12 protein-coding genes are annotated in these 12,236 nt (G+C 59.2%); 6 read left to right on the top strand and 6 right to left on the bottom strand.

Translation table 11 applies throughout. The features are described from left to right. From ACRZ95_RS20495 to ACRZ95_RS20480, 4 genes are all read right to left on the bottom strand, one after another. Nucleotides 1-1,548 (bottom strand): di-heme oxidoredictase family protein, encoded by a 1,548-nt coding sequence (locus ACRZ95_RS20495; RefSeq protein WP_170681456.1) that lies wholly within the window; start codon nucleotides 1,546-1,548, stop codon nucleotides 1-3. Continuing rightward, entirely contained in the window at nucleotides 1,508-1,993 is a 486-nt protein-coding gene (gene bfr, locus ACRZ95_RS20490) for a bacterioferritin (protein WP_170556457.1), read from the bottom strand. Before bfr ends, ACRZ95_RS20495 begins: the two co-directional genes overlap by 41 nt. Further along, the gene (locus ACRZ95_RS20485; RefSeq protein WP_170681458.1) at nucleotides 1,941-2,234 is read right to left on the bottom strand and encodes a (2Fe-2S)-binding protein; all 294 of its coding nucleotides are present in this window, start codon (nucleotides 2,232-2,234) and stop codon (nucleotides 1,941-1,943) included. The genes bfr and ACRZ95_RS20485 overlap by 53 nt, the downstream gene beginning before the upstream one ends. 125 nt (nucleotides 2,235-2,359) lie before the next feature. After that, nucleotides 2,360-3,631: an imelysin family protein gene (locus tag ACRZ95_RS20480; RefSeq protein ID WP_170681472.1), complete on the bottom strand. Its 1,272-nt coding sequence runs from the start codon at nucleotides 3,629-3,631 to the stop codon at nucleotides 2,360-2,362. A gap of 237 nt (nucleotides 3,632-3,868) precedes the next feature. Here ACRZ95_RS20480 and ACRZ95_RS20475 point away from each other — a divergent pair, with 237 nt between their 5' ends. Beyond that, entirely contained in the window at nucleotides 3,869-4,408 is a 540-nt protein-coding gene (locus ACRZ95_RS20475) for a ZrgA family zinc uptake protein (RefSeq protein ID WP_170681459.1), read from the top strand. A 378-nt stretch (nucleotides 4,409-4,786) separates the two neighbouring features. On the opposite strand, the gene ACRZ95_RS20470 is transcribed toward ACRZ95_RS20475, so the two are convergent. Further along, entirely contained in the window at nucleotides 4,787-5,737 is a 951-nt protein-coding gene (locus tag ACRZ95_RS20470) for a GlxA family transcriptional regulator (protein ID WP_170681461.1), read from the bottom strand. Nucleotides 5,738-5,900: 163 nt separating this feature from the next. On the opposite strand from ACRZ95_RS20470, the gene ACRZ95_RS20465 reads away from it, so the two are divergent. Genes ACRZ95_RS20465 through ACRZ95_RS20450 form a run of 4 tightly spaced genes read left to right on the top strand, consistent with a single transcriptional unit; the run spans nucleotide 5,901 to nucleotide 10,385 of the window. Beyond that, nucleotides 5,901-6,611 (top strand): GntR family transcriptional regulator, encoded by a 711-nt coding sequence (locus tag ACRZ95_RS20465; RefSeq protein ID WP_170681463.1) that lies wholly within the window; start codon nucleotides 5,901-5,903, stop codon nucleotides 6,609-6,611. Nucleotides 6,612-6,618: 7 nt separating this feature from the next. Then, nucleotides 6,619-7,548, top strand: a complete 930-nt coding sequence (locus tag ACRZ95_RS20460; RefSeq protein ID WP_170681465.1) for a dihydrodipicolinate synthase family protein — start codon at nucleotides 6,619-6,621, stop codon at nucleotides 7,546-7,548. A 3-nt stretch (nucleotides 7,549-7,551) separates the two neighbouring features. Then, nucleotides 7,552-9,048 carry an aldehyde dehydrogenase gene (locus tag ACRZ95_RS20455; RefSeq protein ID WP_170681467.1) on the top strand — a complete coding sequence of 499 codons (1,497 nt, stop codon included), beginning with the start codon at nucleotides 7,552-7,554 and terminating at the stop codon, nucleotides 9,046-9,048. Continuing rightward, nucleotides 9,045-10,385 carry an NAD(P)/FAD-dependent oxidoreductase gene (locus ACRZ95_RS20450; protein WP_170681470.1) on the top strand — a complete coding sequence of 447 codons (1,341 nt, stop codon included), beginning with the start codon at nucleotides 9,045-9,047 and terminating at the stop codon, nucleotides 10,383-10,385. Before ACRZ95_RS20455 ends, ACRZ95_RS20450 begins: the two co-directional genes overlap by 4 nt. 121 nt (nucleotides 10,386-10,506) lie before the next feature. On the opposite strand, the gene ACRZ95_RS20445 is transcribed toward ACRZ95_RS20450, so the two are convergent. Then, nucleotides 10,507-12,054 (bottom strand): trimethylamine methyltransferase family protein, encoded by a 1,548-nt coding sequence (locus ACRZ95_RS20445; RefSeq protein WP_425085706.1) that lies wholly within the window; start codon nucleotides 12,052-12,054, stop codon nucleotides 10,507-10,509. Between ACRZ95_RS20445 and ACRZ95_RS20440 the strand changes: the two genes are divergently transcribed. Then, nucleotides 12,037-12,236: hypothetical protein (locus ACRZ95_RS20440; RefSeq protein ID WP_480555503.1), on the top strand; the 200-nt coding region annotated here is incomplete at its 3' end. The two genes, ACRZ95_RS20445 and ACRZ95_RS20440, sit on opposite strands and share 18 nt — an antisense overlap.

The following is a 12,236-nucleotide window of genomic DNA, read 5'->3' as shown; positions in this document are numbered from 1 at the left end:
TCAAAGACTTTCGAGAAAACGGATAAGGGCGTCGCGGTCGACTTTGGGCATGGTCACGACAGTGTCACGGGCGGATTGCGCCTCGCCCCCGTGCCAAAGCACGGCCTCCAGCAGGTTGCGGGCACGCCCGTCATGCAGGAACTCGGTATGGCCGGACACGCGCTGGGTCAGACCGATCCCCCAAAGGGGCGGCGTGCGCCATTCGCGGCCTGTGGCACGGGCTTCGGGGCGATTGTCGGCCAGGCCGTCGCCCATGTCATGCAGCAGCAGGTCGGTATAGGGCCAGATCAGCTGAAAACTATGCTCGAGCCGGTCTTTCATGCGATGGGTGACATGGGCCGGAGTGTGACAGGCACCGCAACCTGCGGTGTGGAACACCTCTTTCCCGCGCAGCACTTGCGGGTCATCCGCATCCCGGCGGCCGGGGACGCCCAGATTGCGGCTGTAAAAGACCACAAGGTCCATACCGACCTGATCAACCTCGAAGACGCGCACATCACCGTCGCCATGCGGGGCTTTTACGCAATTGTCCTGCGCATCGGTGCAATCTCCGTACGGGGCCGGAAACAGCGGGGTCGAGATGCCGATATCACCTGCAAAAGCCGCCGCCGATTGCTCCATGACCGTGGGCATACCGGCTTTGTGGCCAAAGCGGCCCATCATCGGGGCGTCAAACTCGGTCGACCAGACAATGTTCGCCCGGCCCGAGATGCCATCGCCATCCATATCGTCCGGGTCGGCTTTGGCCAGCAGGTCCTCGACCGGGATCGCCTCAAGCAAGCCAAGGCCGATCATCTGAGGGGCAACGCGCGGGCTGAGCATGGCGTCGGGGTGCAATGGGCCATATCCCAGATCGGTAGCCGTGTAGGTGGGACGGCGGAGCGAGGCGGTTTCGCCATCTGACAGCGCAACTGGGATCTCTTCGTAAGTGATCTCCAACCGGTATTCTGCAGGGTGCCCGGCCAGAGCGAAATCTTGCATCTGGCCGCCGTAGTTCGGCTCGGGCAGGGTGGCGAGATAGTCTTCGATCCCTTCCGGCGCGTCCTGAGGGCCTCCGGGAATGGACGCGCGCAAGAACATCGAGACGGCGTTGTCATCCGGCCCGTTCGGTGTATGCCCACGCCCATCCTTGATATGACAGCGCTGGCACGACCGCGCGTTGTACAGCGGTCCAAGGCCATCCGATGCGAGGGTCGAAGACGGCGCAGAGACCCAGATTTTCTTGAACAACCCGTTGCCGACCTTGAAGTCCAGCTCTTGTTCAAAGCTCAGGTTCTTGGACGGTTGCGAGAACGCGTTAGCGTTGTTGCGCACACGCACGGTTGCGGCCCCGGCAGGCAACTCTTCGAACCTTTGCGGCGCGCTGAAATCCTGCGGCAGTGCGGTGACACCGGCAATACGGGCGCGTTCGTCTTCGGTGCGTGGGGTGAAGTTGAGGTGAAGGTCCTGCAGCTCGGCTGACAGGGAAGGGGTGGCCGCAGTTGCGACCACCAAGAGGGCGAGAATACTATTCTTCGGCGTCCATTTTCGCGGCGTTGAGTTGCGCATAATTGGCGTCGCCAATCCTTTCGTAAAGATCGAGCTGCGTCTCGAGGAAGTCGATATGACCTTCTTCATCGCTGATCAATTCCTCGAAGAGCGACATAGAGACATAGTCGCCCGCCTCGCGGCAATATTCCCGCGCTTCGACATACAATGTGCGGGCATCGTGTTCGGCGGCCAGATCGCATTCCAGCGTTTCCTTGGGGTTCTGCCCGATCCGCAGAGGGTCGAGCTTTTGCAGGTTCGGGTGGCCTTCCAGAAAGATGATCCGTTCGATCAGCTTGTCCGCATGGCCCATCTCTTCGATGCTTTCTTCGCGGCTTTTCTTGGCCATATGGGCCAGGCCCCAGTCTTCCTGAAGCCGGTAGTGCAGCCAATACTGGCTGACGGCCGTCAGCTCATGCCGCAGGGATTTGTTGAGATACTCTATGACCTTGGGATCGCCCTTCATCTGCCTTCTCCTGTGATAGGCCGCTGCGTAACGCACGCAGCTGCATGGGGACTTCCAGATTATCGTCGGTTCGCATCGTGTCTAGGAAAAGCGGCATGCACCCGCCACAGTCGGCAGATTTTCCAAGGGCGTGGTAGATTTTTCCAGGGGTAATGATCGCTTGCGCGTCAGCGGTTCGCATCCAGTCGATAGCGGCCCGGATGTCGTGGTCGGAGATGTTTGTGCAGTGGCAGACGATCATGGCGAATCGAGGCTCGTTGATTTTCTTACTTATTTAGTAAGGTAATGCCTTCAAGTCTAGTCACCTTGTGGTGGCCGGGTTGCCGGAGGCGTCGTCTTACCGACGCCCCCGGCCCTTTAAGGAGTTTAGTGGAAAACCGCGTCAGGGTTGTCCAAGCTGTCCGATCCTTCGAACGCGATGCCGTCGAGGTCGAGGGTCGATACGATACGCTCGATGGTCTTGGTCTGATCGACCAGACCGTTGACGCCGCCCATGATCAAGGCCTCGCCACCGGCATTGCCGCGTTCCAGCATCTGGTCATAGGCGAAACCGGCCTCAGCGGTCGATTTGATACGGCCCAGAGCTTGCATGGTGGTCGACAGTTTTGCCTTCATCTCGGTGTCCAGCGTCGGGTCAACAGCGATAACCAGATCCGAAAGAGACGCGCCCGAGATCGGGGTGCCGTCGATGCGGGTATAGCTGCCCAGATAGACGTTCTGGATGCCAAGGCCATCATAGTAGTGGCTGTTGTGCGTGTTGTCGGCAAAGCAATCATGCTCTTCTTCCGGGTCGTTCAGCATCAGGCCCAGGCGCATACGCTCACCAGCCTGTTCGCCGTAAGACAGCGAACCCATGCCAGTCAGAATGGCGCTGATGCCCGCGGATTCATTCTCAGTCAGGGCGGCGCGTGCATCACCACCTTCGGCCCATTGTGCGGTCATCCATTCCAGATCGCTGACCAGCAGGTCGGTTGCGGCGCTTAGGTATTGCGCGCGGCGGTCGCAGTTGCCGTTGGTGCAGTCGTCGCCTTTGGCATAGTCGGTTGCCGGGCGGTTGCCCGCGCCTGCGCCGTGGCCGTTCAGGTCCTGACCCCACAGCAGGAATTCAATGGCGTGGTAGCCGGTGGCGACGTTGGCCTCGATCCCGTCGGCTTCGTGCAGGGTGTCTGCCAGCAGTTCGGGGGTGATCTCGGTCGCGTCAATCGCGGTTCCCGAAAGCTCGAAACTCGGGTTTGCGATGACGTTGAGAACGGCGAATTCGTTCTCATCCGTGGCGCCGCCGTAGGAGGCGTCGACATAGTCGATCAGGCCTTCGTCCAGCGGCCACGCGTTCACTTTGCCTTCCCAATCATCGACGATGGCGTTGCCAAAGCGGTAGACCTCGGTCTGCTGATAAGGGACGCGGGCGGCAATCCAGGCCGCACGCGCGGCGTTCAACGTAGCGTCCGACGGGTCGGCGATCAGCGCGTTGACGGCGTTTTGCAGCGCTTTGGCGGCGATCAGACTGTCATCATATTTGGCTTCTGCAATATCGGCGTAAGTGTCCAGCACGTCCGCTTTTGCAGGGGCGTCACCGGCCGATGCGGCGGTGGCCACGCATAGGGTCAGAGGGCTGGCGGCAGCAAAGAATTTCGTCATTGGGTTCAGGTCTTTCATGTCAGAAATCTCGTACAGGTGCGTCCAAAAGGGGCTGCACTTGCACGCACATAGCTGAGTGAAATAGTCGACAATGTCAACCTGAGTTTTATTGTCGGATTTACTGCAGGGGCGCTACATCCCCATATCTGGTGGGTCTGATACACGCCGTCGCGATTGCGCCATGTTCGTATAAAGTTAAACTAATCCATGTGATTCTATTGCGAGTGGTGTGAGTTCATGAAGTGGTTGAGTGCTTCGATCGGTTTGTGTGCAGTAACCGTCCAGGCATGGGCAGGGGATCAGGTTCCCGCGCAGAGTGCTGTTGCGGGGTCATTGGATATTTCCTTTGAGGAAACTCAGTTCAGCGTGTCGTTAGCGGTTCCGAGCGAGGATATTTTGGGGTTCGACCATCGCGCAGCAGATGACGCGGATCGGTCCGCGATCGCGGATGCCATTTCGTCCTTGTCAAAGCCGTTAACCCTTTTTCTTGTCCCTGAACAGGCTGGGTGCGCCACGGCATCGGCCAATGTGTCTTTGACGGGCGAAGGGCTGGGGTCGGATGCAGACGCGGTGGGCGCGCCCGAGTTTCTGGCCGAGTATGTTATTCAGTGTTCGGACATGGCCGCTCTGGATATGATCGAATTCGCGTATTTTGAGCGTTTTGATCAAGTTTCGATGCTCGATATCACCGCATCGTCGCAGGGTGTTACGCGGCGCGTCCATGTTACCTCGCAGTCTCCGGTCCTTGATGTCTCGGCTTTGCAAGGCTCGGACTAATACTGCCTCCATGCTTAGTGAAAAGGGTTTCGGCAGGGTGGATCGACGAGCAAAGTAGACAAGCTCGAAAGTCGGACCGGAATCACCTGGGGTCTGAGCGGGTGCGTGGGTGCTTATGCGTGCACAAAACACTCAGCTCTGACCTGAATTCTGATCAAATTCCGCAAAATTAATGTTTGTGTCGGAAAGAAACCAAGATCTGACACGAATTGGCAATAGTTGTGCCAATATTCGTCGGTACCACCACACTATCCTACCGAGGTGTTGACTAGTCCGATTTTAATGAGGGGGTTCTCGAAGGGATCGGGGGATGAGCGTGGATGTGCCCAGTTTCGGGCAGATCAGGACGCTCTCCCCCAGTAGTGGGTTTGCTTGATTTCAGTCAATCTTGTTGCGCTGTGCGTGAGGCGTGACGCCAAAACTCAGACGAAACACGCGTGAGAAATGGCCGGGGTTCTCAAATCCGCATGCCATGGCGACCTCGGTCACAGAGGCCTCGGTTTGCAACAGTAGCTTTTGCGCGCGTTCCAGACGCATCTCCATAAAGTACTTTTTGGGCGAGGTATTCAGGTATTTGCCGAAAAGCCGTTCGAGCTGCCGTGTCGAAATACCGAGCTCATCTGCAATCGCAGAGGGCGAGACTGGCGTTTCGATGTTGTTTCGCATGACCTCAATCGCTTTGGCCAGATGGATGTTGCGCATGCCGTTGCGCGATTGCAGGGAAACGCGCTGTTTGGCCGTTGCGTTGCGCACGGCGTTGTAAACCATCTGATCGGCCACATCCATGGCCAGCTCGACCCCGTGGTCTCGTTCGATCAAGTGCAACATAAGGTCGGCTGTCGCCGTGCCGCCCGAGGCGGTGATGTGCTTCTCGTCGACCACAAACACGCTGCGCACCAGGTTCACATCGGGAAATGCCTCGGTGAAGGCGTCATGGTATTCCCAGTGAATGGCGGCCTGCATTTCGTTCAGAAAACCGGCCTCTGCCAAAAGCCAAGCGCCCGAACATAGTGCGCCGATCGCTGTCCCTCGTGCCCGTTCACGGCGCAGCAAAGCTAGCAGAGGTTTGGAGGCGTGGTTCCGCATGTGGATACCAGACAGCACGAAAATCTGATCAGATTTGGGCAGGCAATCGAATCCCCCATGGACCAGAGTCACCGAGCCGTTGGAGCAGACAGCGTGTTCGCCATGCTCAGACACAAAAGACCAGCTGTAGAGATCCTGCCCGCTGACGAGGTTGGCAATCCGTAAAGGCTCGACCGCGCAGGAAAACGCGAGGTGCGAGAACTCCTCGATCAGAATGAAGGTGATGTGGCTGGGATCGGGCATGGCGGTCTTTGCGCTTCCGGGCTGCTGGGTGGTTTCGACATTATTCGCAGGTTGCCTATGCTGCACGAAAATTAATTGTATACAAGTTGTATTTTAATCGCATACAACACCCTTGGCTGGGCGATCTAGATTCGCCAAGCGGCTGCGACAAAGGGATAGGCGGATGAAGGACGAAGCGCGTTCGCGCAAATCTGATCTTGCAGAACACCTCAAGGTCTCGATTCTGACCTTGCGGCTACAACCCGGTGCGGATCTGGATGAGGCGCATCTGTCCGAAGCTTTCGGCCTGTCGCGAACCCCGCTGCGCGAAGTGTTCCGGCAACTGGCCGGTGAGGGGTATCTGGATCAACGCGCCAATCGCAGCACGCGCGTATCTGAGATGTCGCATACCACGCTGCGGGATTTCTTTCTGGCGGCTCCGATGGTGTATGGCGCCATCCTTAGGCTGGCCGCGCGCAACGCTCTGCCAGATCAGATTGAGGACTTGAAGGATGCCCAGCGGTCCTTTTGTTCAGCTTTGCAGTCAGGCTCGGCCGAGGATCGCGCGCTGGCCAATAACCGGTTTCACGATGTCACGGGGCAGATGTCCGGCAATGTATATCTGTTGCCGTCGTTCAATCGCCTTTTGATCGACCATGCGCGGATCGGCATGACCTTTTACAGACCACGCAACGCGGGTCTGACCGAAAATCTGACTGAAGCCAGCCGTCAGCACGACGCCATCATCGCCGCCATCGAGGCGGGCGATGAGGCGGCTGCTGCGCAGCTGGCCGAGGACCACTGGAACCTGTCTCGCGATCAGATTGAGCTGTTCGTGATGCCTGATGCGCTGGATGTCCCGATGGGCATCCCGCCTCTTTCGAAACCTGCATGAGGACGGAATGAACCCGATTTTCAAGTTTGAGGGGATTTATACCCCTGTGGTCACGCCCTATCACGAGGATGGCAGCGTGAATTGGGACGCTTTGTCCGACGTGATCGAATACCTGATCGCCAGCGGCGTTCACGGGCTGATCTCGGGCGGCTCGACCGGCGAAAACTATGCCCAGACCGTGGAAGAGCGGCTGGAGCTGGCAAAGTTCACACATGCGCAGTTGAAAGGCCGCCTGCCTCTAGTCGTCGGTACCGGTGCGATGCTGACGCCGGATTCGATTACGCTGGCCGCTGGCGCGCGTGAGATCGGAGCAGATTCGATCCTGCTAGCAAGCCCGCCTTATTCGGTGCCCACCGATCGTGAGAATGCGCTGAACGCGCTGGCCATCGACAAGGCCGCTGACCTGCCGGTGATGCTGTACAACTACCCACACCGGACCGGGACGATGATGGGAGAAGAGTTCCTCGACCGTGTGGGCCGCAGCCATAATTTCTGCGGCATTAAGGAAAGCTCGGGCGATATCAACCGGGTCCATCTGCTGGCGCGCGACTACCCGCATATCCAGCTGGGATGCGGCATGGACGATCAGGCGCTGGAGTTCTTTGCCTGGGGCGCGCCGTTCTGGGTGTGCGGCGGGTCGAACTTCCTGCCGGAAGAGCATGTGGCGCTCTACAACGCCTGTGTGATCGAAGGAGACTTCGCCAAAGGCCGCCGGATCATGAGCGCGATGATGCCTTTGATGCGGGTGCTGGAGCAGGGCGGCAAGTTCATTCAGACCATTAAACATGGCGTCACAATGAACGGCATTGAGGCGGGGGCAATGCGGGCTCCGCTGAAGGGGCTGAACAAGGATGACAAGCGGGCGCTGGAACAGGTGACGCGCGTGTTGAAGAAAACAATCGCTGATATCGTAGCTGAAAAGAAGATTGGGGGCTAAGGCATGGAATTGCTGACACAGGACGAATACAAATCCATCGCCGCAGACCTGACTCTGCCGACCGGAGCATTCATTGATGGCGCGTACCGCCCGGCGATCTCGGGCGAGACGTTCGAGACGGTGAACCCCGCCACCGGTGAGAAGCTGGCCGATATTGCCTCTTGTGGTGCTGCGGACGTTGATTTCGCGGTCGAGAAAGCGCGCGAAGCCTTTGACGATGGGCGGTGGTCTAAACTGCACCCATCGGACCGCAAGGACGTGTTGATCCGGCTCTGCAAGCTGATGACCCGCAACGCCCGCGAACTGGCGGTGATGGAGAGCATCGACAGCGGCAAGACCATCTATGACTGTGAAACCGTAGACGTGCCTGAAACGATCCACTGTCTGAAATGGCACGCGGAAGCGATCGACAAGATCTACGATCAGGTCTCACCTGCCAGTGACGACCACATCGCCATGGTCGTACGTGAGCCGATTGGCGTTGTGGGTCTGGTACTGCCGTGGAACTTCCCGCTGCTCATGCTGGCCTGGAAAATCGGACCGGCTCTGGCGGCGGGTTGCTCGGTCGTTGTGAAGCCCGCAGCCGAGACCACGCTGACTGCGCTGCGTCTGGCCGAACTCGCAATGGAGGCGGGTCTGCCGCGTGGCGTTCTCAACATCGTGCCCGGCGGCGGTGCCGCTGTGGGTGAGCCGATCGGACGGCATATGGATGTCGACATGGTCTCGTTCACCGGTTCGACCGTGACCGGCAAGCGGTTCCTGACCTACTCGGCTGAAAGCAACGCCAAAGAGGTCGTGCTTGAGATGGGCGGCAAAAACCCTGCCATCGTTATGGATGATGCCGAAAACCTGGATCGCGTGGCCGCGCATATCGTGAATGGTGCGTTCTGGAACATGGGCGAAAACTGCTCGGCCTCGTCGCGGCTGATCGTGCACAAGGATGTAAAGGCCGAGTTGCTGGAGCGCATCGCCCATCACACCAAACAGTGGAACATTGGCGACCCGCTGGACCCGGAAACCCGCATGGGCGCGCTGGTCAGCGAAGGGCACTTTAACAAAGTGTGTGGCTATCTGGATCAGGCCGAGAACGTGGTGATCGGAGGCAAGGCCGAAAAAGGGTTTGTCGAAGCTACCGTCGTCGAAGTCTCGGGCAATGACGCCACTTTGGCGCGCGAGGAGATCTTTGGCCCCGTCCTGTCGGTGATTGAGGTCTCAGGCTTCGATGAGGCCATCAAAATCGCCAATGATACGGAGTATGGCCTCTGCGCCTCGATCTTCACGGCCAACGCGAAACGCGCGATCCGGGGCGCGCGGGCGATCCGGGCTGGCACTGTCACGGTGAACAGCTTTGGCGAAGGGGATATCACCACGCCCTTTGGCGGCTACAAGCAGTCCGGCTTCGGCGGGCGCGACAACTCCGTCCATGCGCATGATCAGTACACCCAGTTGAAGACCATCTGGATTGATCTGGCCGATGATGCGGATGAGGCTGTCGATTGAGCGCATACTCAGCACGCAAACTGCCAACCCATCGCGGCCCTGCGGCCTGGAGCGCCATCCTCGGCGCCCAGCCGCTCGCGGTGGATTTGTACAAGGACCTGACGGCTGATGTCGTGGTCGTCGGCGCCGGCTTTGCCGGTTTGTCGGCGGCGCGGCGTCTGACGCAATTGGACCCCAAGGCTCGTGTGATCGTGCTTGAAGCAGGTCGCGTGGCCGAAGGGGCCGCAGGGCGAAACTCGGGCTTCATGATCGATCTGCCGCACGACCTGGCATCGGACGACTATGCCGGTGCGGGGGATGACAAGATCATGATCGCGCTCAATCGGCAGGCCATCGCATTCGCTCGGTCCGCAGTTGAGCAATACCAGATCAACCGCAATTTTTTCGACGAAGTGGGCAAGGTCAACGGAGCGTTTGGCGACACGGGCCATGCGCACAATGTCAGCTATGCGCGGCATTTGGAAACTCTGGGCGAGACCAGCGAGATGCTGGACCCCGCGCAGATGCACGAGCTCACCGGATCACGGCACTATCAATCGGGCCTGTTCACGCCTGGAACCGTCATGCTGCAACCGGCGGGCTATGTTCGGGGGTTGGCAGCAGGGCTGGCCGGGGACGGGGTCGCCATTTTCGAAAACTCGCCCGTTCTTGGGTTTGAAAAACGCGGCAGCGATTGGATGGTGCGGACTGCGAAAGGCACCGTAAGCACCGGCAAGATCATCCTGACGGTTAACGGCCATCTGGAAAGCTTCGGGATCGAGCGTGACCGGTTGATGCAGCTGTTTCTCTTTGCCTCCATGACGCCCGAGTTGGACGCCGATGCGCTGGCGCGTCTGGGCGGGCAGCCGCGCTGGGGCGTGACACCCTCGGACCCGATGGGAACGACCATGCGTAGGATCGACACCGGCCAGGGCGGCAATCGCATTGTCACCCGGACCTGTGCGGCGTTGCGTCCGGGCATGAGTGCAACCTCCCGCGATCTGGCGCGTGCCGCCAAAGTGATGCAGCGCAAGTTCGATCAGCGATTCCCGCAACTGGCCGGGCTGAGGATGGAGCATCAATGGGCCGGTCACCTGTGCCTCAGCCTCAATAGCGTCTCGGTCGCCCGAGAGATCGAGCCGGGCGTTTATTCCGGTTGCGTTCAGAACGGGCTGGGCACTGCGCGCGGGACCCTGACCGGGATCGTCGCAGCCGAGAGGGCCTGCGGCCACACTTCTGACATCACGGGCTTTTTCGAGGCCGAAGAGGCCCCCAAACGCCTGCCGCCCCAGCCATTCCGGGAAATCGGGGCGAATGCCGTGTTGCGATGGAAAGAAAGGCGTGCGCGGGATGAATGAGTACGGCGGGCTCAACCGAGTCTGCCTACACCGAGCGGCCTGAGATACGCACATTCTTTCGCCTGTTTTGCAAAAAAAAGGCCCGCCCTGAATGGTGGGCGGGCCAGTAGGGGAGTTGGTATCAGTAGGTCTGGTTCAACTCATCCGCTGCCGGAATTTCCCGTTCCCGACGCGCGATATAGTCCAGAAGCTCTTCGTTCTTGGCCTCGTCCAGTTTTGGTTCCTGATACTCGGCCAGCAGTTTCTTAGCGTGTTTGAGGGCGCGTTCCGTGATCTCAACGCTGCCTTCGGCCTGCCACTGCTCGATCGAGTTGTTGTCGAACAACTCGGGCATAAAGAACGCCGTCTGGAAGTTGTCCTGCGTGTGCGGATGGCCCAGATAGTGGCCGCCCGGTCCGACATCCGGAACGGCGGCCAGTGCCTGATCGAAGTCGCCCCATTTGGGACCTTCAGCCATTCGATAGGCCATGGCGCATTGCTCCGAGTCGACAATGAACTTGGCGACCGAGCAATGCATACCGGCCTCATTCCAGCCCGCCGAATGCCAGATGTAGTTCGCCCCGGCATGCAAAACTGCACTGAGCGTCGTGGCAGATTCGTAGCCAGCCTGTGCATCAAACGTTTTAGCCCCACCCAACGTGTTCGAGGTGCGCCAGGGAACATCATAGAACCGCGCCATCTGACCGATCATGAAATTCATCAGGCTGATCTCGGGCGTACCCGCCATCGGCGCGCCGGATTTCATCGACACGGTCGACAGATAGTGACCCCAGATCGCGGGCGCCCCTTTGCGGACCACCTGGGTATAGGCCAGCGCAGAAAGTGCCTCGGCCGTCAATTGCGCCACGGTGGCAGGCACAGAGGCAGGCGTGTTTGCACCGCCCAGAACGAAGGGCGAGCAGAGGACCGGCTGATTGCGGCGGCAGAAAGCACGCATCGCGCCCAGCATCGTCTCATCCCAGACCAGAGGGCTGTTGCCGTTGCAGTTGCCGGTGGTCACGGGGTGAGTGTCGATGAACTCATCCCCGAACAGAATCGCGCACATATCCATCACGTCCTCGGCATTCTTGGGCGAGGTGGTCATACCCATGAACATCTTGTCCGAGTATTTCATCGACGAGTAGGTAATGCGCAGGTGGCGCTGGCTGATCGGGTGATCATAAGGCTCGACGATATGGTGGGCCGAACTGTGCAGCGCGGGCATCATATGGCTGAGCTTGTGGAACATCGCCAGATCTTCCAGCAGCGGGTTGCGGCGCACATCGTCCAGATCGCGCAGGAAAGGTGCGCCTGTCATCGGCACAAAGACTGAATGCTTGCCACCTAGTTTGACGTTATTGGCCGGGTTGCGCGCGTGATAGGTGAACTGTGCCGGAATGGTCGAGATCAGCTCGCGCACCATGTTGCGGTCCAGATAGACCAATTCGCCGTCAACTTTGGCGCCAGCTTTCTTCCAGTCTTCCAGCGCGATCGGGTCGCGAAACTGAACGCCGACATTTTCCAGAATGTCCATGGCGGCATTGTCGATCATCTCGACCTGGCTGCCGTCCATCACCTCGCATTCGGGGATGGCGCGGGTCAGGCCGGGCAGCATCTCAAAGTTCGGGGCTGTGCGTTGTGCACGCCGCGCCGCGCGGCCTCCGGAACGTGATTGGGTTCGAATATTCAAAGGGCAATCCTCCATCTTGGAACCAAAATGACGGATTCGCGGCGCGCTGACCTCTCTGATAGCGATATGTGCTTGCAGGATGCGACACGCGAAAGCGCCGCCCTTTTGGGCGGCGCTTGGATTGTTTGTGTTTTGATTGGTTTATTCTGCGGCCTGTGGTGCCTCGGCGTGTTTGTCACGCT

Source organism: Ruegeria sp. AI3 (assembly GCF_056541245.1).
The sequence above is the reverse complement of the archived record's forward strand: the minus strand, read 5'-3'. Positions and strand labels throughout refer to the sequence as shown.